The following is a 24,389-nucleotide window of genomic DNA, read 5'->3' as shown; positions in this document are numbered from 1 at the left end:
ATTCAATGCAAATGAAAAACACTCAAAAAATTGGATTGGTTTTAGGACCTATCGTTTTTGTACTCTTACTATTATTTTTTAAACCTGAAGGTTTATCTACAGAAGGTCGTGCTGTATTAGCTGCTACAGCTTGGATTGCTATTTGGTGGATTACAGAAGCAATACCAATTGCGGTAACTGCATTATTGCCAATTGCACTTTTCCCATTGTCTGGCGGACTTAATTTAAGTGATACTACAAGTGCTTTTGGACATAAATTTGTGTTTTTATATTTAGGCGGTTTTATAATCGCTATTGCTATTGAAAAATGGAATCTTCACAAACGTATTGCCTTAAATATCATTAAAATTATTGGGTTTAATTTAAAACGAATTATCCTTGGGTTTATGCTAGCTACCGCGTTTTTATCTATGTGGATTAGTAATACGGCTACCTCGGTGATGATGCTTCCCATTGGTGTAGCTATCATTTTACAGTTAAAAGATAATCCAAACACACCAGAAGACGAAAACTTAACCTTTGGAAAAGCCTTAATGTTAGCAATTGCTTACAGTGCTTCTATTGGTGGAATTGCCACATTAATTGGTACGCCACCAAATTTAGTGTTAGCCGGAGTCGTTTCAGATATTTATAATTACGAAATCACCTTTTTACAATGGTTTATGTTTGGGTTTCCTATTTCAATTATATTATTATTTATCTGTTGGAAATACCTAACCGAAGTTGCTTTTAAATTTGAAAAGAAAGAATTTTATGGAGGAAAAGCCGAAGTTAACCGTCAATTAAATGCTTTAGGCAAAATTAGTTACGAAGAAAAATTGGTCGCTTTTGTTTTTGGTCTAACCGCCTTTTTTTGGATTACGCGTTCCTTTTTATTTAAAAACATTTTACCGGCTTTAGATGATACTATTATTGCTATTTCTTTTGCTATTGTATTGTTTTTGTTACCGTCTAAAAAACAAGGAACAAAGTTGATGAATTGGGATGATGCGGTAAAAATCCCGTGGGGAATTATTTTATTGTTTGGTGGCGGAATGGCTTTAGCAAAAGGTTTTGAAACCACTGGCTTAGCCAAATGGATCGGAGAACAAATGACCACTTTTGCAGGCGTAACCACTATCATTTTACTATTATTATTAATTGCTGCGGTTAATTTTTTAACCGAAATCACATCCAATTTAGCAACAACCGCAATGCTTTTACCGGTGTTGGCTCCTATGGCTATTTCAATAGATATTCATCCATTTGTATTAATGGTTGGAGCTGCTGTTGCGGCGTCTTGTGCTTTTATGCTACCTGTTGCAACGCCACCAAATGCTGTAGTTTTTGGATCTGGTTATTTACGTATACCAGATATGGTAAAAAAGGGATTTGTGATGAATTTAGTATCAATCATTTTATTAACCTTGTTTGTTTACTTTATCCTTCCATTACTTTGGAATATTACAATCGAAGGATTTCCTGACGCATTTAAACATTAAAATGAATTAGAAATTTGATTTAAGAATGAAATCATTCTAGATTCTGTATAATAAATATTGTTTTTATGATGAAAACCAACGTGACCGCCATATTTTGGTAGTTCTAAAAATAGATTGGGATTGCTTTTGGCTTCTTCTATTGGATAACATTCTTTTGATAAAAACGAATCGTTAAGCGCATTAATTAATAACGTCGGTACTGAAATTTGGTTTAAAAACTGAAGACTACTAGATTGCTCATAATAATCGTAAGCATCTTTAAAACCGTGTGCTTTTGAAGTATAAGCATCGTCAAAATCTTTTAAAGTCTTTACCGACTTTATTATGGAATTTGAAATTTTTTCAGGATATAAAACCTGTTTTTCTTTCAGTTTTTGCTTTAAATCTCTTAAAAATTTAATGGAATACATTTTATTTTCTAAAGCCATCAAACGTTGCAAAGATCCTTTTAAATAAACTGGTACCGAAACTGCTACTGCTGCTTTAATTTGCTTTGGTATATCTTCCGTTTCACCTAAATATTTTAAAATAACGTTTCCGCCTAAACTAAATCCGTTTAAGTAAATTGTATTGTAGTGATAATGCGTTGTAATGTGATTAATAACGTCTGCTAAATCGTCTGTTTTACCAGAATGATACGACTGAAAACTTTTGTTGACTTCGCCACTACAACCTCTAAAATTAACACAAACAGCATCCATATTATTTTGGTTAGCTATTTTAGCCGACCCAAGTACGTAATGTCTATTACCGTTACCTTCTAAACCATGTAAAACTATTAGTAACTGATTGGTTTTTTTAGTTGAAAAACTCCAATCTAAATCTAAAAAATCTTGATCTGGTAAAATAATACGTTCGCGTTTTTGGTTGACACCTTTTACCCTACGCCATAATCCTGAATAAATCGTAGCTATATGACCATTACGGAATAGTAAATTGGGTTTGTATGTTGTTGTTAAAATTGGCATTAGACTTCTACACTTGTAAACTCAAACTTACCACCATCAAACAAGCCTTTATCACTTAACTTTAATGCAGGTATAACTAACAATGCCATAAACGATAACGTCATATAAGGCGCGTGTAAAGTGGCGCCAAAATCTTTTGCCATTTGGTCTAATTTGGCATAGGCTTTTCCAATTGTTTCGGCATTTTGGTCGCTCATAATTCCTGCAACTGGTAATGGTACAACGTCTTGTTTTGTGTTAGAAACTGCGCAAATTCCACCTTTATTTTCAATAATTAAGTTTACTGCTTTACAAATCGCTTCATCATCTACGCCAACAGCAATAATATTATGAGAATCGTGACCAACCGAACTTGCGATTGCGCCTTCTTTTAATCCAAAATTTTTGATAAATGCTATTGCTGGCGTGTCATTTTTATAACGATTAACAACCGTCATTTTTAATATATCAGTTTGGGTATTAGAGACTAAATTTCCGTTTTCTATTGTAGCTTCTGCCAAGATTTGGTTAGTCACTAACTCGCCATCTAAAGCTTCAATTACTCTAATATTTTTTGCTTGACTTTCTACTTTAAAATCGGAAACCTGCTTCTTCTCTGTGTTGAAATTATTAAGGTTTTCAAAATTAATATGAGGCATTAAAAATGTACCATTATCAAAAACTAATTCGCCATTAATATAGGTTTGTAATGTTTTAAATGCTTTTAAATCTTCAACTACAATAAAATCTGCAGTGTCACCTTCATTTAATAATCCAACGTCTAAATTATAATGCTTTACAGGATTTATACACGCTGCTTGTAACACGTTAAAGACATCGTTACCTTTTGCGACTGCTCTGGCGCATAATTTATTTATATGATGCAATAATAAGTCGTCTGGATGTTTATCGTCACTACAAAACATGATGTTTTGATAATGCTTTGGAAGTAAATCTATAAGCGCTTCGAAGTTTTTGGCGGCGCTACCTTCACGAATAAGGACTTTCATTCCTTTTTGCAATTTTTCTAAGCCTTCTTCGTAGGTAAAACACTCGTGATCGGTTGTAATACCTGCGCTAATATATTTGGTTAAATCGTCACCACGTAAACCTGGCGCATGACCATCAATAGGTTTGTTATAATGTTTTGCCCATTCTATCTTTTTTAAAACCTCAGAATCATCAAATAAAACGCCAGGATAATTCATCATTTCGGCTAAATATTTAATGTCTGGATTTGCCATTAAGGTTTTTATATCATCAGAATTTATAACAGCTCCAGCCGATTCAAAAGTGGTTGCAGGCACGCAACTTGGCGCTCCAAAATTAAATTTAAATGGTGTTTGCTTTCCGTTTTCAATCATAAACTCGACACCTTTTACGCCTAACACGTTGGCGATTTCATGCGGATCGCTAACAGTTGCAACCGTACCGTGTTTGACGGCTATTTTTGCAAACTCGCTAGGTACTAACATCGAGCTTTCTATATGAATATGTGCATCTACAAAACCAGGTAAAATGTAGTGTTTTACATTATGCTTTTCTTTTTTTATAGCTTTAATTTTTCCGTTTTCTACTAAAATACTTCCGCTAAAAATTGTTCTATTTTGTATGTCTACTATTTGACCTTGGATTGTTTTCATTCTTATTTATTTATGTCACAAAATTAAACTAAAAAAAATCCTGCATTTGCAGGATTAGTTTTTTATTTCTTGAAGTTTTCAACGCCTTTTTGGAGCCATTCAAAATACTCGTCTGCGTTTGGTGTGTACGCAGTTGTGTGATTTAACAATTCCATATTATGATTTAACAACACATAAAATGGTTGTGAGTTATTTTGAAAGTTTAGCGTTTGTAAGGTCGCCCATTTATCGCCTATCGTTCTAATATTTTTTAAATTTCCGTTAGGTTTTACGTATTTAAATTGCTCTTCTTTTGGCAGTTCTTTACGATCATCTACGTATAATGAAATAATGATATACTCTTCTTTAAGTATTTTATAGATTTTACTCTGACTCCATACTTGTTCTTCCATTTTACGACAGTTTACACAAGCCCAACCTGTAAAGTCTAACATAATTGGTTTGTTTGCAGCTTTTGCTGCAGCAATACCTTCATCTAAATCTTTATAACAATCTAAACCTAAAGGACACTCTGAATCTTTTTCATAAATACTATATGAAATTGGTGGCGGAAAACCACTTAACGCTGTTAAGTCCCATGTTGGATTTTTTAATATTCCTGGTGCTATATAAATAACAAATGAGATGACTAAAACAGCTGTACTAATCCTTAAAAAGCTTAACTTTTTTAATGGACTATCATGCGGAAATTTGATTTTTCCTATTAAATAAAGGAACAACCCAATACCTAAAATTATCCATATTGCTAAGAAAATTTCACGTTTTAAAAGTCCCCAATGCGACACTAAATCTGCATTTGATAAAAATTTAAACGCCATAGCCAGTTCTAAAAATCCTAAAACTACTTTAACGCTATTTAACCAACCACCCGATTTTGGCAATGCATTTAACCATTTTGGGAACATTGCAAATAAGGTAAACGGTAATGCTAAAGCTAAACCAAAACCTGTCATACCTGCAGTTAATTGCATTGCGCCACCATCACTTGTTAATGATCCTGCTAATAATGAACCTAAAATTGGTCCCGTACAAGAAAACGAAACAATTGCTAAGGTTAACGCCATAAAAAATATACCAATAAAACCACCTATGCTTGATGATTTTTCGTCCATTTTATTTCCCCAAGACGCTGGTAATGTGATTTCGTAAAAACCAAAAAATGAAAACGCGAAAAAGCCTAAGATTAAAAAGAAGATAATATTAAGCCATACATTGGTTGAAATAGTATTTAAAATTTCTGGATCTAAAGAGTCTAAAAAGTGAAATGGTAAACTTAAAAGCACATAAATTAAAAGAATGAAAAATCCGTATAATATTGCATTTGCAATACCTTTTTGACTGTTTTCTGCGCTTTTTGTGAAGAATGAAACTGTTAAGGGAATCATTGGGAACACACAAGGTGTTAATAATGCTATTAAACCGCCAATAAAACCAAGAATGAAAATACCAAAGTTGGTTTTTTCTTTAACTTCTTCTTGTTTGTAATTGTTCCAACCTGTAATATTTAAATCTAATTGTCTTGATTTATCTAAATTTTCAGCATCAATTTTAGTGGTTTCTATTAAAATTTCTGTTCCATCTAAATTATTAACAAACTCAAATGTAGTTGGTGCTAAACATTTCTCGTCATCACAAGCTTGAAAAAACACTTCTGCTTCTATTTTTTTTAAGGCTGGATTTAAAACTTTTATTTTTTGAGTAAAAATCGCTTTGTTTTCAAAATAAGTCACGTCCATTTTAAAAGCTGCTTCATATTTAGTCACGCTTTTAGATTCTTCAACTTTTCCTACTAATTCGTAATCTTTATTGATATCATTAAAAGTGAATTCAGTAGCAATTGGTCCGTCTAAACTTGTATTTTTTTGAGAATAAATGTGCCATTTCTCGTCTAAATCTGCGGTATAAATTAGTTGATACTCTGTATCGCTTAATTTTTTAATTTCTGAACTCCATTTTACAGGTTCAAAAACTTGAGATTGACCTTCTTTTAAAGTAAAAGTAACGATTTCACTTTCAAAAATACATCTGGCATCATCACAAGCTTGATAACTAATTTCGGCTTCAATTTGTGATATATTGGGATTTTTAAGCTTTATTTTTTGAGTAAAAGTTGCTGCATTATCAAAATAAGTCAAATCCATTTGAAATACTTTATCAAACTTAGTAATACTCTCGCTTTCTGTAGCTTTACCAACTAATTTAAAATCATTTTTTAAAGCATCTTCATTATAGATAAACTCGGTAGGAATTGCGCCACCTTCTGGTAAAGTTTGAGAATATAAATGCCAATGATCTTCTATATCTGCTTTGTAAATCAGATTATATTCTGTATCACTAATTTTTTCGACTTCTGTAGACCATTTTACAGGTTCTATTTGAGAAAAAACAGTTTGAATTGAAAACAGTACAATTAAAAAAGCTAATAAATGCTTCATTTTTGATATTTAATTTTTAAAATGTCTTGGGTTTGTTTAGTTAGTTTAAACCTATTATCTGCTCTGTGATTTATCACCCAAACCACTTGGTGATCACTACACAATAGCAAGGTTTTTTGTTTGTCTAGCAAAGATAATTTTTCGTCTTTAAAAAACTTGCTAAGTTTCTTTTTTCCTTGCATTCCTAATGGGTAAAAATAGTCGCCTTTTTCCCAATGTCTTACAGTTAAAGGATACTTTAACGTTTTTTTATCAATATAAATGGTGGATTTATCTGTTTCGCCTATTTCTTCGACAGACTCTATACATAAAATTCCGTTTGGTAATTTTATTTCGTTTTGATCTTCAAGAATTGTAACTGTTTGATTGTTTTCTTTTGAAGAAAATTCACTTAAAATCAAATAATCTCTATCCTTTAATAGTTGATGCGTTTTAGAAAATACCAACTTTCCGCTTTGCGCTTTTAGTAAATTTTTAATGTCTTTCCATTGTGTAAAACCATAATCTTTAAAGATTTCAAATAAATAAGCTTTTGGATTATTTAACTCTTCAAATTCTGAAATTTTATATGAAATTTGGTTATCGTCAATGGTTACAATTGCTTTATTTAAAAAGGAATCTACAGCACCTTCTACGATAGCTGAACTATCATTTAAATGCGTCAATGTCTTTTGAAAGTTTGCTAAAACATCTGGATTTATGTCTTTTAAAACAGTAATCACATCATGACGCAACTTATTGCGTAAGTATTTTGTAGAGGCATTGCTGCTATCTTCTCTCCATTTTAAATGGTTTGTTTTTGCATAATCTTCAATCTCTTCTCTTGAAAATGATAACAACGGTCTAACGATAGTTTCATTAACTTCAGGAATACCTTTTAAACCTTCTAAACCTGTACCACGTGTTAAGTTGATTAGAAAGGTTTCTAAATTATCATCAGCGTGATGCGCTGTTAAAATGTAATCAAAATTTAATTGTTCTGATAGTTCAAAAAACCAATCGTAGCGAAGTTGTCTTGCGGCTAATTGTATGGATAGTTTTTCGTTTTTTGCAAAACTTTCTGTGTCAAAATTTTGGATAAATACTTCAACATCTAAGTCTTCAGCTAGATTTAAAACAAAACTCTCGTCAGCGTCACTTTCATTTCCTCTTAAATTGAAATTACAATGTGCCAAAGCAAAATCCAGCTTTGCCTCTTTACACAAATGCGTTAAAACCACCGAATCTACGCCGCCAGAAATAGCAATCAACAGCTTACTTTCTTTTAAAAAAGGAAGTTGTTGATTTATGTGATTTTTGAATGTATTTGCTAGATTAGGCATTAGTTGGAATAAGGTGTTAGGTGTTAGGCAAAAGGCATTAGTTGTTAGGTTTTAGGTGTTGGCTGTTAATTTTTTGATTAAAGCGTTTAACATTTTTTCAATTTCGATAGAGGTTTCTAAAATAGTATTTATTTGTTTTTTAGTGGTAAACCCAAGGTTTATACAAATCTGAAATTGTGTTTGCATTTCAAACAATGATCCTCTTGAAATTTGTAAAAAACGCACATAATCTTTTATGTATTTTCTTCCATAACCTTCTGCTATATTTGAAGGTATTGAAATACAACTTCTTTTAAGTTGCGAAGTTAGTCCAAACTTTTCTTCTTCAGGAAATGATCTTAAAATTTTATATACTTCAGTTACTAAATCTACAGACTTTTGCCAAACAATTAAATCCCTATAACTCTTAACTTTCATATATATTATTTTAAAATTCCCAAATATTCTAACTTATCTCATTTCCCTTATTACTTATCCCTTTTTCCCTTATTTATTACTTCTCAACAATTGTCTGACTAATCCTCCAAAACTGTTCGCATAGCTTTGGCTTTAATCAAGCATTCTTCATACTCTTGTGTTGGGTCACTTTTTGCTGTTATTGCGCCACCAACCGAGTAGCTTACGTACTTTTTAGATTGATTGTATAAAATACTTCTTATCACTACATTAAAATCGAAATCGCCTTCTGGTGAGAAATAACCGACAGCACCAGAATATAATCCGCGTTTTGTAACTTCTAAATCTTCGATAATTTTCATTGCCGAAATTTTTGGAGCGCCAGTCATACTTCCCATCGGGAACGTGGTTTTAATCACATCTACTGGATGTACATCTTCCCTAACCTGAGATTTTACTGTAGATATCATTTGATGGACTTGCTCAAACGTATACACCTTACACAACTCTTCTACTTTAACGCTTCCTTTTTTGGCAGTTAAAGACAGATCGTTACGTACTAAATCTACAATCATAATATTCTCGCTACGCTCTTTTGGATTAGCAACCAAATCATGTTTTAACAAACTATCGATCATAAAATCTTCGTCACGTTTTGCGGTTCCTTTTATGGGTTGAGAAATTATAGTTGTTCCTTCTTTTTTTAAGTAACGTTCTGGTGAAGCACTTAATAAATACTTGTCATTTTGCTTTAAAAATGTAGCAAATGGCGGCGTAGAAATGGCGTTTAACTTATTGTAAATCTCTAACGGATTTATCGTTGTATTTTCAGCATAAAATTCTTGACAAAAATTAGCTTCGTAAATATCACCACGATGTATGTGAGCTAACATTTTTTTTAGCTTTTCAAAATATTCATCTTTATGAATACGAAGATGAATTTTAATTGGTGATTTATATGAAGGTTGTTCTACAATTTCAAAATTTGATATAGTTTCAAAATCTGTATCCATTTCATCATCAACCATTTTTAGATAGTGTAATTCAACAGAATTTCCTTTTAAAAAAAATAGTTTTTTAGGTTGAAAAAAATACAAATCTGGAAAATGTAATCCGTCTAAATTTTCTGATTTTAGAGGCTCAACATCATTTTTTAAATCATATGATAAATAGCCAAAAATCCAATCGTTAGTCGTAGTTTGGTAATCTTTTAGTTTATCAAAAGCTTGATGAAAATCGGTTTGTAAACTAGTAAATGCATCTACAGCCAAAACCGCATCGTAATTAGAATATTGCTGTTTATAATTATTACTGTCCAGCCAAATAATATCTTCAAATTGGTTGCTCCAGTTTAACAAATGCTGTTTAAACTGTTGGACATTAGCAACTTTATATGTTTTATGTGTTCTCAAATAAAAAAATTGAAGTGTAAAGTTAAGCAGATTTAAGAAAAAAACGATTAATTTGACAGTAGTTTAAAACCAATATTATGTTTCAATTATCAAACGACTTATTAAACATCAAAGTGAAAGCTAAAGGAGCTGAGCTTTGTGAGATTTCTTCAGTTAAAAATAACCGCCAATTTATGTGGCATGCAGATCCAAAAGTTTGGGCTAGTTACGCTCCAAATTTATTTCCAATAATTGGATCGATGAAAGACGATAGTTATGTTTTTAATGAGAAAACCTATCATATGCCAAAGCACGGTTTTGTTAGACATAATGAAGATATTAAACTTTTAGAACAAACCGAAAATAGCTTAACGTTTAGCTTGAAACAAAACAAACAAATAAGCGAATGGTTTCCGTTTGATTTTGAATTTTTATTGAAATATACCCTTACAGATAACACATTAACCTTAACTCATACAGTTAAAAATCTAGGCGATTCTGATATGTATTTTTCAATTGGTAGTCATCCTGCGTTTAAATGTCCTTTTTATGATGATGAGAATTACACCGATTATCATTTAGAATTTGAACATTCTGAAACTGCAAAAAGTTACTTACTAAATATGGATAACGGTCTTATTACAGACCAGACAAAACCAGTTTTCAATACCAAAAATACCATTAATTTAAAACCTGATTTATTTAATGAAGATGCTTTAATTTTTAAAGATTTAAGCTCTAAAAAAGTAGCTTTAGTAAGTAAAAACCACGGAGAAATTTTAAATGTTAGTTTTCTTGATTTTAAATATTTAGGGATTTGGGCTAAACCAAATGCGCCTTACGTGTGTATAGAACCTTGGTTGGGAATTGCAGATCACGAAAACACCAACCAAGACATTACTAAAAAAGAAGGTATTATTAAATTAGCAGCAAATAAAACATTTACAGCTAGCTACAGTATACAAATACATAAGCAGCATTTAGAATAAACAAAATATAAGTAGTAGTTTTGTAGCCTAAATTATAGCTGTGACTTTTCAAGATTTAAAATTAAACACACCATTATACAATGCTATTGACGATTTAGGCTTTACCTCGCCTACGCCAATACAAGCAGAAGCTTTTAGTATTGTTGCAAGTGGTAAAGATGTGGTAGGAATTGCCCAAACAGGAACTGGTAAAACCTACGCCTACATGTTGCCTATCTTAAGAAATTTAAAATTTTCAAGACAGGATAATCCACGTGTTTTAATTTTAGTTCCAACTAGAGAACTTGTAGTACAAGTGGTTGATGATATAGAAAAACTAGCCAAATACATCAATGTACGCGTACTTGGTGTTTATGGTGGCACAAACATAAATACCCAAAAACAAGCTGTAGCACAAGGTTTAGATATTATTGTTGCTACACCAGGAAGATTATACGATTTGGCGGTTAGTAGAGCTTTACAGCTTAAATCTATCCAAAAATTAGTGATAGACGAAGTTGATGTGATGTTAGATTTAGGGTTTAGACATCAATTAATCAACATTTTTGATATACTTCCAGAACGTAGACAAAACATTATGTTTTCTGCAACAATGACGGAAGATGTAGACGACTTAATTACCGACTTTTTTATTGCTCCAGAACGTGTTTCGATTGCAGTTTCTGGTACGCCTTTAGAAAATATAGAACAAACTAAATACAGCGTCCCAAATTATCACACAAAAAAGAATCTTTTAATCGAACTTTTAAAAGACGAAGAAAATTACAACAAAGTCTTAGTTTTTGTATCTAATAAACGTATGGCAGATCGGCTTTTTGAAGATTTAGATGAATTTTTTAAAGAAGAATTATGTGTCATTCACTCTAACAAAACGCAAAATTACAGACTTCGTAGTATTGAGCAATTTAGAGAAGGTGTTAACCGAATTTTAGTTGCAACAGATGTTATGGCACGTGGTTTAGATATTGATAATATTAGCCATGTTGTAAACTTTGATACGCCTGAATATCCAGAAAACTACATGCATCGTATTGGTAGAACTGGTCGTGCAGAACGTGAAGGTCATGCTTTAGTATTTTCTACTGAAAAAGAACAAGACGCGTTAGAACGCATTGAGAAATTAATGCAAATGGAAATTAATTTAGTTGAAATACCTGAAACAGTTTCAATTTCTGAAGAATTAATTCCTGAAGAACGCGAAGTGATAAAAGAGCGTTACAATCCTACAAAACGAAGACTTGACGAAGATGCACCAGGACCTGCTTTTCATGAGAAAAAAGAAAAAAATAAAAAGGTTAATTTAGGTGGAAGTTACAAACGCGAAATCGCTAAAAAATATAAAAAACCTAAAACACGAGGTGATAAAAATTATAATAAGCGTAATAAGAAAAAATAAAAAAAGCCAATCGTAAAGATTGGCTTTTTAGTTTTATTTATTTGCAAGTCTTAAAATAAATATTCCTATTCTAGTTACAACAAAAGAAAACAATCCAAAAGTTGCCGTTAACAAAGATATTTTTAATCCGCCAGCAAATATAGATGGATCTGGATTACCCATTGCTTCTACACTATCAAACGCTTGAATAAGCCCTAAAACAGAACCTAAAAAACCTAAAACCAGAGCTAGCAAACTAGCATCAATAGCTAGTTTTAGTATTTTAAAAGTTTGCTCTTTGTTTGATTTTAAAGAGATAAAACCTTTAATGATAAAGAATAGCGAAGTTAATAATGCCAATAGTATTAAAGACATAAAAAGCGGTCCGCCTTCATAAAAAAGATTGGCAACTAAAAATTGTTGATTTAAAATAGTTAGTAAAGTCATAATTTCATTTTTTGATTAAACCTGCTACAAACTTATTTTTAAATAGCTTAGGCTTTTACAAAATGCGATAAACAACCTAATTAGATATCGATTTAACAACATGTCAAATCACTTGCTAAATTGGTTATTGGTCTACAAAATAAAAACTCAAAAATTAAAAATTGTAATATTGTATATATTTTTTTAAGCATTGAAAACTCAAAAATTAATCAAATTATTACTTTTTAAAGCCACTAAACACATACTATTTTGGTCTGTTGTGCTTTTATTTTTCACTTATTTTTTTAGTGCTGGAAGTAAACATTTTAAAGATACTTTAATGTTTAGCACGTTTTTAATGCCAACTACTATAGCGACTACTTATGTATCTATTTACAAATTAATACCTGATTATTTAATAACAAAACGATATACAGCGTTTACGGTATATAGTGTTTACACCTTAATTATTTCGTTGTATTTAATTATGCTGTCCATATTTTTTAGTTTGATTTATTTATCAAATTTTGAATTTGATCAAATGAATCCAATTACTAGAAACATCATTTTAGTAACTTCTAGCGTATATCTTGTCGTTATCTTGGTAAGTGCATTTAAACTATTACAGCTAAACTTAAAATCGAACAAAAAAACAGCTTTATTAGAATCTAAAATTTTAGAAACTCAGCTAAAACTAAAAGAGCAAGAGCTTAATTATTTAAAAATGCAGATTCATCCACATTTTTTGTTTAACACATTAAATACAATGTATGGAGCTGCTTTAAAAAAGGCTGATGACACACCAAACATGATCTTAAAACTATCTAATCTTCTTGATTATTTATTATACCAAGTTGATAAACCGTTTGTTAGTTTAGAAGATGAAATAAATCATATAGAAGATTATATAAGTCTTGAAAAAATGCGATTTAATGAGACCTTAAACGTGTCTTTTACTAAAGATATTCATTCAAATACTATAAGTATAGCGCCGATGCTTTTTATTCCTTTTGTTGAAAACAGTTTTAAACATGGAACTTTAAAAAATGGTGTTTTGCACATAGATTTATCTATAAAAACAACTTCAGAAATCATTATTTTTAAAATTTCTAATAGTAGCTTAAACAAGAAAAATCAAAATGAAGGTATTGGTTTACAAAACATTAAAAAACGTTTAGAATTGTTATATCCAAATCAATATCAATTAGATATTTTTCAAGAACCATCTAAATTTACAGTTAACTTACAGCTAAATATTAAATCTAAACTAACTAATGAGTAATCCTATTTCTTGTATAATTGTAGATGATGAAAATGTGGCTAGAGAGATCATAGCATCGCACTTATCTAGAATAGAAAATATTGAAGTTATCGCACAATGCAAAAATGCTATTGAAGCTTTTAATTTTATAAATAACAATGCAGTAGATCTTATTTTTTTAGATATTAATATGCCTGAAATTTCTGGAATTGCATTTGCAAAATCAATAAATAAGAACATTAAAATAATATTTACTACTGCCTATCGTGATTATGCTGTAGAAGGTTTTAATCTTCAAGCTGTAGATTATTTATTAAAACCTATTTCTTTTGAAAGATTGTTACAAGCTATAAATAGATATTTTGAAGTTAGTACGCAACAAATTGAAACACAAACACAACCTTCAGAAACTAACGATTTTATTTTTGTTCGTTCAGATAGACGTATGTTAAAAATTACGTTTAAAGACATTATTTTTATAGAAAGTTTAAGTGATTATCTAAAAATTCATCTAAAAGATCAGTCTATCATTACCCGAGAAACTATTAGTGCAATTGAAGCTAAACTTCCACAGAAAGATTTTTTAAGAATACACCGATCATACATTGTAAACTTAGCAAGTATTGAGTCGTTTACCAATGAAGAAATGATTGTAAACGGTAAGTGTTTAACCATTAGCAGAAGTTATAAAAAGGATGTAATAGCTAAACTAGAACGTTTTTAAACTCTACTTTTTTTCTGATAAATGATTTTCTATATCAGTTAAATGATGATTTAGCGCATCTACCGAAATCTGAATTTCTCTTATCAAAAAACCTAAGGATAAAATTAATAATAACAGTGCAACTCCAAAAACCCAAACGGCTATATCATTTTGTTCTATGTAAACCAAAAACATAGTTAGTACACAAAGTAACAAACTAGAAATACCAAAAATCTGCATAGATCTTGTTAAGTATAACCGTTTTCTTAAGTTATTAATTTGAAGTAAAAGTGCTTCGTCTTGTTGTTGTAAAAACTTTTCTTTTAAGTTTCTTACAACAGACGCATAAGCTAAAAACCTGTTAGTGTAAGCCAGCATGATTAAGGATATTGCTGAAAATAATAAGGCTGGCGTTGTTAATGTTAGTTGATTCATATATTTTTTAAATTAAAAAAAGCGAGCTAAAAAGCTCGCTTTAATTTTATATAAATAGTCTTTTTAGTGTTTTACTATACATGTAAAGCTCTATCTTCTGTTGCTGCTAAAGCAGCTTCTTTTACAGCTTCTGCAAAAGTTGGATGTGCATGAGACATACGCGAAATATCTTCGGCAGATGCTCTAAATTCCATAGCAGTTACTGCTTCTGCAATTAAATCTGCACAACGTGCACCAATCATATGTACACCAAGTACTTCGTCTGTAGTTTCATCTGCAAGAATTTTTACAAATCCATCGATGTCTCCAGATGCTCTTGCACGACCTAAAGCTCTAAACGGGAATTGTCCAACTTTGTATTTAGTTCCTGCTTCTTTAAGTTCTTCTTCTGTTTTACCTACTGCTGCAACTTCTGGCCAAGTATAAACTACACCAGGAATTAAGTTATAGTCAATATGTGGTTTTTGACCAGCTAAAGTTTCGGCAACAAAAACACCTTCTTCTTCAGCTTTATGCGCTAACATTGCTCCTTTTATAACATCACCAATTGCGTAAATGTTACTTGCAGATGTTTGTAAATGCTCGTTTACTTCAACTTGTCCTCTATCGTTAAGTTTTACTCCTGCAGCTTCGGCGTTAAGTCCGTCTGTATAAGGACGACGACCAACAGACACTAAACAATAATCGCCTTTAAACTCTACAACTTCACCTTTTTTATTTTCTGCTTTTACAACAACTTCATCTCCGTTACGCTCTACAGATTGTACTTTGTGAGACACCATCATGTTGCATTTTGCTTTCTTAAAAACTTTATTAAGTTCTTTAGATAATCCTGCATCCATAGTTGGAAGGATACGATCCATATACTCTACAACTGTTACTTCTGCACCAAGACGTCTGTAAACTTGTCCAAGCTCTAAACCAATAACGCCACCACCAATAATAATTAGGTGTTTAGGCACTTCTTTAAGTTTTAAAGCTTCTGTAGAAGTAATAATTCTTTCTTTGTCAATGTTTATAAATGGTAAGCTAGAAGGTTTAGATCCTGTAGCTATAATAGTGTTTTTAGCTTCAATTTCTTCTTCTTTTTCTCCTTTAATAGTTATGTGGGTTGCATCTTTAAAGCTTCCTACACCTTGGTAAACATCAATTTTGTTTTTCTTCATTAAAAAGTCAATACCTCCAGTAGTTTGATCTACTACAGATTGCTTACGCGCAATCATTTTTTCTAGATTTACTTTAACTTCTCCAGGAATTTCGATACCATGATCTTCAAAGTGTTTTGTTGCTTCTTCATAATGATGAGAAGAGCTTAATAACGCTTTACTTGGTATACATCCTACGTTAAGACAAGTACCTCCTAAAGTTGAATATTTTTCGATTATTGCGGTTTTCATACCTAATTGTGCACAACGTATTGCGGCTACGTATCCACCAGGTCCAGAACCTATAATTGCTACATCGTATTGACTCATATGTGTTGATTTTTCGCTTTTGCGGAAATTAATTTTATTAAAAACTAATACAAAAATACGATTTTGAATGTAAACCTCTAAGTATAATTTTGAATAATTTGTCTAAGCTTTAGAAGAAACTATATAACCTAAAAAAGCCCATTGTTAAATCAAACAAGAGTTCTAAATCTGATTTAAAACAGGCTTATATTTATTGATTAATAGCATTGTAAAATTGAGTATATCTTAAAGTTTGTGCAATACTCAATTTGAGTATTTTTAAATTATATTATTTAATTTAATCATTGCTACTAGTTCTCCTGTAGATGAAAGTTTTAATTTTTTCAAGATATTTCTTCTGTGTGTATCTACTGTGTGAGAACTTATATTTAGACTTTCTGAAATTTCTTTACTTGTTTTATCTAACACCAAAAGTCTAATAATATCACGTTCTCTATTAGAAATTCCTTCTTTAAGTAGTTTTTGTGAGAAGTTGTTAAAGTAAACCGTTTCATATTCATTTTGATCATTTAAAAGCTTTGCTGTTGCTGTAATTTGCATATTTATTTTAGGATCTAAAACGGTATAATGTGCTAAACCTATAATGGGTTTCATTTCATTATCAAAATCTAAAGGAGTTGTGTTTTGCACTATATTTACATAGGTTCCTTTTTCGTTTTTAAAGCGATAATTCCAAGTATAATTTGCTTTATTTCTTTGTTTAATAGGTATTTCGGATAAGGTAAAGTCCATTAAATGATGCATGGCAGAAAGCCATATTTCGACATCATCTGGATGAATACGACTCCAAAAATAACGCATACCTTTAATCTTTAAATCGTTATCATCTAGCCCCAAACAGCTAGTAAAATTTTTACTTACATATTCAAAAGTTAAATCTTGTGTGTTTGTAACGCAAAAAAAAGTAGAACTGTAGGGTAAAAACTGATCTAATTCTATAATTTTATTTATGTGAGTCTCTAAAGAAGGTTTTGCGTAAGAATCAAAAATTGTGCTATAAAGCTCTTTAATTTTAGAGTATTTCATAAGGGATAATAGCTAACATTTACACCACAATATAAATATTTTTATTTAAACCGAAATTGCTGTAGTATGTTTTACTTCACTGATAACAAACATACTATGTGTGCTACCAATATGTTTTATATTGGTTAATTTTTCTACCATAAATTTTCTAAACTCTTCCATATCTTTTACCGCTACTTTTAAAAGATAATCATAATCTCCGCTTATATGATAACACTCTATAACTTCGGTTAATTTATTTACTTCTTTTTCAAACTGAATTACATATTCTTGCATATGTTGTATTAGTTTTATGTGGCAAAAAGTAACAAAAGACTTATCTATTTTCTCTTTATTTACTAAGACTACATATTTACTTATAACACCTTGATTTTCTAATTTTTTTATACGCTCAAAAACTGCTGTAACAGATAAGTTTAATTGGTTTGCTAAAGCTTTATTGGTTTGTTTACTGTCGTTTTGTAAAAGTTGAAGTAATTTTTTATCAATATCATCAAATACCATAGTTGAAAAATTTTCTATAAAACAAATTATTATATTTAAAATACATTACTAAATTTCTGTAAAATTATTAAAATTCAGTTTAATTTTCTAAAATATATTAACATCATTGTTTTAAATTCTATTATTTACCAATTTTGATGTAATAAAACTTAAAACTATGTCTTTTAAACCAGCAAATAATATTCAGGATTTACAGTATTTTGGAGAATTTGGAGGTGTAAACCCTTCTATTTCAGACTCTTCAACATATACTTTTTTATCAGCTAAAACCATGTTTGATACCTTTGAAGGTAATGCAGATGGTTGTTATTTATACTCACGCCATTCTTCTCCTTCAAATTTATATTTAGGCGAAGCGTTAGCCGCTATGGAAGGTACAGAAACTGCAAATGTTACAGCTTCTGGAATGGGTGCAATTACACCTGTAATTATGCAGCTTTGCGGAGCTGGTGACCATGTGGTTTCTAGCAGAACTATTTATGGTGGTACTTATGCTTTTTTAAAGAATTTTGCTCCTAGATTAAACATTACAACGTCTTTTGTTGATATAACAAAATTAGATATTGTTGAAGCCGCAATTACAAAAAATACCAAAGTTTTGTATTGTGAAAGTGTTAGTAACCCTTTATTAGAAGTAGCAGATATTGAAGGACTAGCTAATCTTGCAAAAAAACATAATTTAAAATTAGTAGTAGACAATACGTTTTCGCCTTTATCCATTTCACCTGCAAAATTAGGAGCAGATGTTGTAATACATAGTTTAACTAAATTTATTAATGGGTCTAGTGATACTGTTGGAGGTGTTGTTTGCGGCACACAAGACTTTATTAACGAATTAAGAAGTGTTAATGATGGTGCTTGTATGCTACTAGGTAGTACAATGGATAGTTTACGCGCTTCTTCTATTTTAAAAAACTTACGTACACTGCATATACGTATGCAACAACATAGTCATAATGCTAGTTACTTAGCAGAAAAATTTGAAAAATTAGGGTTAAAAACTGTGTATCCTGGATTAACATCTCATCCTTCTCATCAATTATTTAAAAATATGATGAACAAACAGTATGGTTTTGGAGGCATGCTTACCATAGACGTTGGTAGCTTAGATAAGGCTAATGCTTTAATGGAATTAATGCAAGAAAAAAACTTAGGTTATTTAGCTGTTAGTTTAGGATTTTATAAAACCTTATTTTCTGCTCCAGGAACTTCTACATCTTCTGAAATACCTGAAGATGAACAAGAAGAAATGGGTTTAAGTGATGGATTAATTAGATTTTCTATTGGATTAGATGCCGATATAGAGCGTACATACAATATGATGAATCAATGTATGAAAGAAGTTGGTATACTGTAATACTAATTAGATACAACTATAACTAAAGTGATAAAACTAATCTTTATAAATAGCTAAATTATAATAGTTTAAAGATTAGTTTTTTACTTAAATTTTTAAAAAATAACATTTATCAATCTATTAATATCTATACTTAAAACTTAAGTTTTAAATATCGTTTTAACAGATCTGTTAAGTTAACCTAAAAGATAATTTCAATTTGCATAGCTCTGTCTAAAATCGTAACATTACAATTGAAAACTAACTAAACATGCAAGATAACAACCTTTCTGATATTGAAATTAACGAGCAAAGAATTGTAAAAAATAAAGAACTAAATTTTTTAGAAGCCTTAATACCAGTAATCTGCCTAATGGCATTGCTTGCTTATAATATCTTTTTTGTTAATGATCAAGAATGGTTTGGTGCTTATACCAATCAAATTATATTACTAATTGGTGGTGGTATTGCGGCAATAGTAGGTGTATTTAACAAGGTATCTTTTAACTTAATGGGAAAAGAAATCTGGGAAAACTTAAAAAGTGTTTTTGTACCTATTCTTATCTTATTTTTAGTTGGTGCTTTAGCAGGAACATGGCTAGTAAGCGGCATTATACCTGCTATGGTATATTATGGTTTACAAGTTTTAAGTCCAGAAATATTCTTACCTGCTTCTGTAGTTATTGCTGCTATAATTTCTATCGCAACAGGTAGTTCTTGGACAACATCTGCTACTGTAGGTATTGCTTTAATAGGTATTGGTAGTGCGCTAGGTATACCAACAGGAATGATTGCTGGTGCTGTAATTTCTGGAGCCTATTTTGGAGATAAAATGTCGCCTTTAAGCGATACTACAAACCTTGCTCCTGCTATGGCTGGCACAGACTTATTTACACACATAAGATATATGGCTTTTACTACAGTACCTACTGTGTTAGTTACAATTATTATATTTTCTATTTTAAGCGCAACTATTGATACAACAGGTAATGCAGATATAAGTAATCTTTTAACAAGTATAAATAATACGTTTAATATTACTCCGCTTCTATTTATTGTTCCTGTAGTAGTTATTGCTTTAATTTTAATGAAAACCAAACCTCTTATTGCATTATTAACAGGAGTTGTTCTTGCTGCAATATTTGCTTTTATTTTTCAACCTGAAATTTTAACAAGTTTATCAAATTCTAAATTTGCTGCAATTTTTAATTCTATTTTAACAGATACTCAAATAGCTACAGATAACGAAAAACTTAACGAACTATTCTCATCTGGAGGAATGAATGGTATGATATGGACCATTTTATTAATCTGTTGCGCAATGGTATTTGGTGGTATTATGGATGCAATTGGTGCTTTAGCCAGAATTACTAACGAGCTTTTAAAAATAGCAACAACCGTATTTGGTCTTTTTGCAAGTACTGTCTTTAGTTGTTTAGGTTTAAATGCAATTGCTTCAGACCAATACCTAGCAATTGTAATTCCTGGTAAAATGTTTAAAAAAGCATATCAAGACAAAAATTTAGCACCAGAAAACTTAAGTCGTACGCTAGAAGACTCGGGTACAGTAACTTCTGTTTTAATTCCTTGGAATACTTGCGGAGCTTATCAAAGCGGCGTTTTAGGTGTTGGTGTAGCAGAATATTTTGTTTATGCTATTTTTAATTGGCTAAGCCCTATAACCACATTAATTTTTGCTGCTTTTTCAATAAAAATAAGACAACTTACCAAAAAATAATTTTATCTTATTGTTTTTAAAAATATCTATAACCAAAAACTATAGCTTCATAAATTTTTAAAATTTATTTAATACATAAATCTTCAAGTCCTGCTTATATTTGCGACTTAAAATTTATTAATTAATTATATAAAAATTTAATCATGGCATTAGTAGGAAAACAATTTCCAGATTTAAACGTAGACGCAATGAACGAAATGGGTGACACCTTTAAATTAAACGTTCTTGAAGAAGCAAAAAACAACAATAAGAAAGTATTATTATTTTGGTACCCAAAAGACTTTACTTTTGTTTGCCCAACAGAATTACACGCTTTTCAAGCTGCTTTAGCAGAATTTGAAAAAAGAAATACTATCGTAATTGGTGCTTCTTGTGACACTCCAGAAGTACACTTTGCATGGTTAAACACTCCAAAAGATAACGGTGGTATCGAAGGTGTAACTTACCCAATTTTAGCAGATTCTAACCGTAACTTAGCTTCTACATTAGGTATTTTAGATATTACTAACGAAACTTACAACGAAGAAACTGGTGTTGTAACTGTAGAAGGAGATAACGTAACTTACAGAGCTACATACATCATTGACGAAGAAGGAAACGTACAACACGAAAGCATTAACAACATGCCATTAGGTAGAAACGTTGGTGAATACTTAAGATTAATCGATGCGTTAACTCACGTACAAGAAAAAGGAGAAGTTTGTCCTGCAAACTGGGAAGAAGGTAAAGAAGCAATGAATGCTAACAGAGATGGCGTTGCTAGTTACTTAGCAACTCACGCAAACTAGAATAATCCCTTAATTTAAAAAACACCAAATTCTATATTTTAGAATTTGGTGTTTACACTAAAACTTTCAATTATGCTTAAAGAATTAGACCAAGATAACCTACAAGAGTTAGTAAACAGTAATGAAACTGTAGTTGTACAATACTCTGCAACATGGTGTGGTAACTGTAGAATAATGAAGCCTAAAGTAAAAAAATTGGCTAGCGAGTTAGAAAATGTAACCTTTGTTATCGCTGACGCAGAAAAATTTCCTGAGTCAAGAAAATTAGCAACGGTAGATAACTTACCAACATTTGCAACATTTAAAAACGGAAACTTTGTTAATCAAGTACAAACTAACAAATTTGACGTTTTAAAAGATTTAGTTAACGAAGTTGCTTAATTATAAATTATGAAATTACCTGTAATAAAACACCTTACACAGTTTATAGAAGACAACGACGAAGATTACGTAGTTGAAACTATAGAAACTTTAGAAGCCTTAACCGAAGTACCTTCATTAAAAGATGAAGAATTAGATGTTATTGGCGAGTTAATCTCTAATATGTATGGTGCTATTGAAGTCAATAAAATGATAAAAGATGGTACGCCTAAAAAAGAAGCGGTAAACAGCTTTATGCAACGCGTTTTAGGATCGATTGATAAATAGAAGTTATAAAAAACAAAACTTAAAACCACTTTGTAAAAACAAAGCGGTTTTTTTATTTTAAAATTTAACCAAAAGCAATCTGCAAGCCCATTAATATAAATATTAAACCACTTGCTCTATTAATCCATAACCCTGCTTTTGGATTGTTTTTAATAGAGGTTGAAAACCTACTTGCAAACAGCGTTAAAATCACATACCAAATTACCCCTATTAAAGCATAAGTCAACCCTAACAATACAAAAGGTAACGGGTTTTCTATTTCTGATGTTTTAATAAACTGAGGAAAAAACGCCAAAAAGAATAATGCAACTTTAGGATTTAATGAATTTGTTAAAAATCCAGACCAAAAATCATTTTTAGACGTTTTAGCAGCGTCATTCTCTTGGGTATTTGCTAGTTGTAATTTAGTATCTATAAGCCTTATAAAACCTAAATACACTATAAAAATTGCACCAATATATTTCACTAAAATAAATCCTATTTCAGACTGGGCAATAATAACCGTTAATCCTAAAGCAGAAAAAAACGTATGCGTTAAAACACCAACGTTTACACCAATAGCAGATGCTATTCCAGATTTCCTACCATAACTAATAGACTTATTTAACACAAAAAAAGTATCCATTCCTGGTGTCATTATAAAAAATAAAGCGGTAGCCATAAAAGTTGTAAAATTTTCAATACCTAACATCGTTTTTAATATTTAAGTGAAAACAAATTTGTTAAGCAAAGAAATCATGACAATACTAATTTAAAAATACATACTTTTACTCTATTAATGCAATAAATGCATTTGTTATGACTACACAGCAAATAAAATACTTTTTAGTGTTAGCCAAAGAGCTTCATTTTTGGAACACTGCCGAAAAAATGTATATCTCACAATCATCATTAACAAGGCAAATACAAGCTTTAGAAGACGAACTAGGTTTTTCACTTTTTGAAAGAAACAAAAGAAATGTAAAACTAACCGATGCTGGCAAATTCCTGCAACAACATTGGAGCAAAACCATGAATGAACTAGACCAAATACATCGTCAAGCTAAAAAAATAGATCAAGGTAATGCAGGACATATATCTATCTCATATCCAGGTTCTATTACTTTTAGTTTTCTACCAAATTTCTTAGAAATCATTAAAACAAATCTACCAGATTTAAAACTAGAATTAGCCGAACTTACAGACGAAAACCACCAAAAACTATTACTTAACTACGATATAGATATTGCCTTTAGCCGCGATAATATTCAGCATACTAACATACAAACTATAAAACTTTCAACCGAGCCTATTTGTATTGCAGTACCTAGTGATCATTGGCTGGATAAAAATTCCATTGATAATATTAAGAAACTGCAACACGAAAATTTTATAATTACTGGTTTGCATCAAACCACATTTTTTTCATCTTTATTACGCAATTTATTCAATCAACTTGGTTTTGAGCCAAATATTAGTATCGAATCAGATTTTGGTGGTATGATTCTAAATCTTGTGTCTAAAGGACTCGGTATTTCTATTCTACCCTATTCTTTTAAACATTCAAAATTTAATAATGTGCGTTTTATAGATTTAGATCAAACTATAGATTTATACATGCATTGGCGAAAAAATGAAGCTAACAAAACTATTGAAAAGGTTATTGCTTGCACAAAATTATTATAAATAATAAGTTAGGTATAAAATAGAATCGCTCAATTAGTTGATGATGTTAACAGTTACAAAACTCTTAATCACTTTTCTCATTTTACAACATTTGAAAAAGCAACAAAACACGATGAGTTAGTTATGGTTCTTCCAACAGCATGTAATAAACTTATTAACCATTAGAACTAGATGAAAAATATTATGAATCTCTAAAAAAAGCAATTCAAATAAAACTACAAAACCATCCTCCAAATTAAGCACAAATTTCTTAAACACCAGAAATAATACATTTTACGATTTCCTCTGTATATGTGTTTTGGAGTTAAAGTTAACAGCAACAAACAATTAATCCATGTAAAACACTATTATTACAAACCTCAGACAATTCTGAGATTTATTTATTTTAATATTAAATATACCTAT

General features: G+C 30.6%; 23 protein-coding genes. 11 read left to right on the top strand and 12 right to left on the bottom strand.

Features of this window, described 5'->3' with window-relative positions; genetic code table 11:
* Positions 1 to 11 precede the first annotated feature (11 nt).
* Complete coding sequence (locus ACEQT4_RS04465) at positions 12 to 1,481, top strand: DASS family sodium-coupled anion symporter (protein ID WP_370226230.1); 1,470 nt, start codon at positions 12 to 14, stop codon at positions 1,479 to 1,481.
* On the opposite strand, the gene ACEQT4_RS04460 is transcribed toward ACEQT4_RS04465, so the two are convergent.
* The 6 genes from ACEQT4_RS04460 to pabB all read right to left on the bottom strand — a co-directional run bounded on the left by ACEQT4_RS04460 (position 1,478) and on the right by pabB (position 9,636).
* Positions 1,478 to 2,449, bottom strand: coding sequence for a YheT family hydrolase (locus ACEQT4_RS04460; protein ID WP_370226228.1), 972 nt, complete (start codon positions 2,447 to 2,449; stop codon positions 1,478 to 1,480). The genes ACEQT4_RS04465 and ACEQT4_RS04460 overlap by 4 nt on opposite strands.
* Positions 2,449 to 4,071 carry an adenine deaminase gene (ade, locus tag ACEQT4_RS04455; RefSeq protein ID WP_370226226.1) on the bottom strand — a complete coding sequence of 541 codons (1,623 nt, stop codon included), beginning with the start codon at positions 4,069 to 4,071 and terminating at the stop codon, positions 2,449 to 2,451. Before ade ends, ACEQT4_RS04460 begins: the two co-directional genes overlap by 1 nt.
* Before the next feature lie 62 nt (positions 4,072 to 4,133).
* A complete protein-coding gene (locus ACEQT4_RS04450; protein WP_370226224.1) occupies positions 4,134 to 6,506 on the bottom strand; it encodes a protein-disulfide reductase DsbD domain-containing protein in 2,373 nt (790 codons plus the stop codon).
* The gene (tilS, locus tag ACEQT4_RS04445; RefSeq protein ID WP_370226222.1) at positions 6,503 to 7,828 is read right to left on the bottom strand and encodes a tRNA lysidine(34) synthetase TilS; all 1,326 of its coding nucleotides are present in this window, start codon (positions 7,826 to 7,828) and stop codon (positions 6,503 to 6,505) included. The genes ACEQT4_RS04450 and tilS overlap by 4 nt, the downstream gene beginning before the upstream one ends.
* Before the next feature lie 51 nt (positions 7,829 to 7,879).
* Positions 7,880 to 8,245, bottom strand: a complete 366-nt coding sequence (locus tag ACEQT4_RS04440) for a four helix bundle protein (protein ID WP_370226221.1) — start codon at positions 8,243 to 8,245, stop codon at positions 7,880 to 7,882.
* 98 nt (positions 8,246 to 8,343) lie between these two features.
* Complete coding sequence (gene pabB / locus ACEQT4_RS04435) at positions 8,344 to 9,636, bottom strand: aminodeoxychorismate synthase component I (RefSeq protein WP_370226219.1); 1,293 nt, start codon at positions 9,634 to 9,636, stop codon at positions 8,344 to 8,346.
* A 77-nt stretch (positions 9,637 to 9,713) separates the two neighbouring features.
* On the opposite strand from pabB, the gene ACEQT4_RS04430 reads away from it, so the two are divergent.
* Positions 9,714 to 10,604 (top strand): aldose 1-epimerase family protein, encoded by an 891-nt coding sequence (locus ACEQT4_RS04430; protein WP_370226217.1) that lies wholly within the window; start codon positions 9,714 to 9,716, stop codon positions 10,602 to 10,604.
* A gap of 40 nt (positions 10,605 to 10,644) precedes the next feature.
* Entirely contained in the window at positions 10,645 to 12,000 is a 1,356-nt protein-coding gene (locus ACEQT4_RS04425; RefSeq protein ID WP_370226215.1) for a DEAD/DEAH box helicase, read from the top strand.
* A gap of 33 nt (positions 12,001 to 12,033) precedes the next feature.
* Here the strand turns inward: ACEQT4_RS04425 and ACEQT4_RS04420 are convergent, their stop codons facing one another.
* A complete protein-coding gene (locus ACEQT4_RS04420; protein ID WP_370226213.1) occupies positions 12,034 to 12,426 on the bottom strand; it encodes a MotA/TolQ/ExbB proton channel family protein in 393 nt (130 codons plus the stop codon).
* Between the two features lie 190 nt (positions 12,427 to 12,616).
* Here ACEQT4_RS04420 and ACEQT4_RS04415 point away from each other — a divergent pair, with 190 nt between their 5' ends.
* Together ACEQT4_RS04415 and ACEQT4_RS04410 are read left to right on the top strand one after the other, a co-directional pair.
* Positions 12,617 to 13,687, top strand: a complete 1,071-nt coding sequence (locus ACEQT4_RS04415) for a sensor histidine kinase (protein WP_370226212.1) — start codon at positions 12,617 to 12,619, stop codon at positions 13,685 to 13,687.
* Positions 13,680 to 14,390 carry a LytTR family DNA-binding domain-containing protein gene (locus tag ACEQT4_RS04410; RefSeq protein ID WP_027878821.1) on the top strand — a complete coding sequence of 237 codons (711 nt, stop codon included), beginning with the start codon at positions 13,680 to 13,682 and terminating at the stop codon, positions 14,388 to 14,390. The genes ACEQT4_RS04415 and ACEQT4_RS04410 overlap by 8 nt, the downstream gene beginning before the upstream one ends.
* Before the next feature lie 3 nt (positions 14,391 to 14,393).
* Here the strand turns inward: ACEQT4_RS04410 and ACEQT4_RS04405 are convergent, their stop codons facing one another.
* From ACEQT4_RS04405 to ACEQT4_RS04390, 4 genes are all read right to left on the bottom strand, one after another.
* Positions 14,394 to 14,804, bottom strand: coding sequence for a DUF2721 domain-containing protein (locus ACEQT4_RS04405; protein ID WP_027878820.1), 411 nt, complete (start codon positions 14,802 to 14,804; stop codon positions 14,394 to 14,396).
* A 74-nt stretch (positions 14,805 to 14,878) separates the two neighbouring features.
* A complete protein-coding gene (gene lpdA / locus ACEQT4_RS04400) occupies positions 14,879 to 16,279 on the bottom strand; it encodes a dihydrolipoyl dehydrogenase (protein WP_370226210.1) in 1,401 nt (466 codons plus the stop codon).
* Between the two features lie 258 nt (positions 16,280 to 16,537).
* A complete protein-coding gene (locus ACEQT4_RS04395; protein WP_370226209.1) occupies positions 16,538 to 17,305 on the bottom strand; it encodes a LuxR C-terminal-related transcriptional regulator in 768 nt (255 codons plus the stop codon).
* A gap of 45 nt (positions 17,306 to 17,350) precedes the next feature.
* Entirely contained in the window at positions 17,351 to 17,809 is a 459-nt protein-coding gene (locus ACEQT4_RS04390) for an Lrp/AsnC family transcriptional regulator (protein WP_106678104.1), read from the bottom strand.
* Between the two features lie 157 nt (positions 17,810 to 17,966).
* Between ACEQT4_RS04390 and ACEQT4_RS04385 the strand changes: the two genes are divergently transcribed.
* From ACEQT4_RS04385 to ACEQT4_RS04365, 5 genes are all read left to right on the top strand, one after another.
* Entirely contained in the window at positions 17,967 to 19,166 is a 1,200-nt protein-coding gene (locus ACEQT4_RS04385) for an aminotransferase class I/II-fold pyridoxal phosphate-dependent enzyme (protein WP_370226207.1), read from the top strand.
* A gap of 250 nt (positions 19,167 to 19,416) precedes the next feature.
* A complete protein-coding gene (gene nhaC / locus ACEQT4_RS04380; protein WP_370226206.1) occupies positions 19,417 to 20,883 on the top strand; it encodes a Na+/H+ antiporter NhaC in 1,467 nt (488 codons plus the stop codon).
* 143 nt (positions 20,884 to 21,026) lie between these two features.
* A complete protein-coding gene (locus ACEQT4_RS04375) occupies positions 21,027 to 21,671 on the top strand; it encodes a peroxiredoxin (protein ID WP_027878814.1) in 645 nt (214 codons plus the stop codon).
* A gap of 72 nt (positions 21,672 to 21,743) precedes the next feature.
* The gene (locus tag ACEQT4_RS04370) at positions 21,744 to 22,052 is read left to right on the top strand and encodes a thioredoxin family protein (RefSeq protein WP_370226205.1); all 309 of its coding nucleotides are present in this window, start codon (positions 21,744 to 21,746) and stop codon (positions 22,050 to 22,052) included.
* A 9-nt stretch (positions 22,053 to 22,061) separates the two neighbouring features.
* Positions 22,062 to 22,319, top strand: a complete 258-nt coding sequence (locus tag ACEQT4_RS04365; protein ID WP_106678114.1) for a hypothetical protein — start codon at positions 22,062 to 22,064, stop codon at positions 22,317 to 22,319.
* A gap of 64 nt (positions 22,320 to 22,383) precedes the next feature.
* Here the strand turns inward: ACEQT4_RS04365 and ACEQT4_RS04360 are convergent, their stop codons facing one another.
* A complete protein-coding gene (locus ACEQT4_RS04360) occupies positions 22,384 to 23,010 on the bottom strand; it encodes a LysE family translocator (protein WP_370226203.1) in 627 nt (208 codons plus the stop codon).
* Positions 23,011 to 23,117: 107 nt separating this feature from the next.
* On the opposite strand from ACEQT4_RS04360, the gene ACEQT4_RS04355 reads away from it, so the two are divergent.
* Entirely contained in the window at positions 23,118 to 23,984 is an 867-nt protein-coding gene (locus ACEQT4_RS04355; RefSeq protein WP_370226202.1) for a LysR substrate-binding domain-containing protein, read from the top strand.
* Positions 23,985 to 24,389: the final 405 nt, after the last annotated feature.

The sequence above is a fragment of the Mesoflavibacter sp. genome (assembly GCF_964226795.1).
GTDB lineage: Bacteria > Bacteroidota > Bacteroidia > Flavobacteriales > Flavobacteriaceae > Mesoflavibacter > Mesoflavibacter zeaxanthinifaciens.
The sequence above is the reverse complement of the archived record's forward strand: the minus strand, read 5'-3'. Positions and strand labels throughout refer to the sequence as shown.

Coding starts and splice junctions, on each gene's coding strand:
- ACEQT4_RS04440 (WP_370226221.1), bottom strand. CDS start 8,245: ATGAAAGTTAAGAGTTATAGGGATTTAATTGTTTGGCAAAAGTCTGTA.
- ACEQT4_RS04385 (WP_370226207.1), top strand. CDS start 17,967: ATGTCTTTTAAACCAGCAAATAATATTCAGGATTTACAGTATTTTGGA.
- ACEQT4_RS04370 (WP_370226205.1), top strand. CDS start 21,744: ATGCTTAAAGAATTAGACCAAGATAACCTACAAGAGTTAGTAAACAGT.
- ACEQT4_RS04395 (WP_370226209.1), bottom strand. CDS start 17,305: ATGAAATACTCTAAAATTAAAGAGCTTTATAGCACAATTTTTGATTCT.
- ACEQT4_RS04430 (WP_370226217.1), top strand. CDS start 9,714: ATGTTTCAATTATCAAACGACTTATTAAACATCAAAGTGAAAGCTAAA.
- ACEQT4_RS04375 (WP_027878814.1), top strand. CDS start 21,027: ATGGCATTAGTAGGAAAACAATTTCCAGATTTAAACGTAGACGCAATG.
- ACEQT4_RS04450 (WP_370226224.1), bottom strand. CDS start 6,506: ATGAAGCATTTATTAGCTTTTTTAATTGTACTGTTTTCAATTCAAACT.
- nhaC (WP_370226206.1), top strand. CDS start 19,417: ATGCAAGATAACAACCTTTCTGATATTGAAATTAACGAGCAAAGAATT.
- tilS (WP_370226222.1), bottom strand. CDS start 7,828: ATGCCTAATCTAGCAAATACATTCAAAAATCACATAAATCAACAACTT.
- ACEQT4_RS04365 (WP_106678114.1), top strand. CDS start 22,062: ATGAAATTACCTGTAATAAAACACCTTACACAGTTTATAGAAGACAAC.
- ACEQT4_RS04410 (WP_027878821.1), top strand. CDS start 13,680: ATGAGTAATCCTATTTCTTGTATAATTGTAGATGATGAAAATGTGGCT.
- ACEQT4_RS04390 (WP_106678104.1), bottom strand. CDS start 17,809: ATGGTATTTGATGATATTGATAAAAAATTACTTCAACTTTTACAAAAC.
- ade (WP_370226226.1), bottom strand. CDS start 4,071: ATGAAAACAATCCAAGGTCAAATAGTAGACATACAAAATAGAACAATT.
- ACEQT4_RS04355 (WP_370226202.1), top strand. CDS start 23,118: ATGACTACACAGCAAATAAAATACTTTTTAGTGTTAGCCAAAGAGCTT.
- ACEQT4_RS04420 (WP_370226213.1), bottom strand. CDS start 12,426: ATGACTTTACTAACTATTTTAAATCAACAATTTTTAGTTGCCAATCTT.
- ACEQT4_RS04465 (WP_370226230.1), top strand. CDS start 12: ATGAAAAACACTCAAAAAATTGGATTGGTTTTAGGACCTATCGTTTTT.
- ACEQT4_RS04460 (WP_370226228.1), bottom strand. CDS start 2,449: ATGCCAATTTTAACAACAACATACAAACCCAATTTACTATTCCGTAAT.
- ACEQT4_RS04405 (WP_027878820.1), bottom strand. CDS start 14,804: ATGAATCAACTAACATTAACAACGCCAGCCTTATTATTTTCAGCAATA.
- ACEQT4_RS04360 (WP_370226203.1), bottom strand. CDS start 23,010: ATGTTAGGTATTGAAAATTTTACAACTTTTATGGCTACCGCTTTATTT.
- lpdA (WP_370226210.1), bottom strand. CDS start 16,279: ATGAGTCAATACGATGTAGCAATTATAGGTTCTGGACCTGGTGGATAC.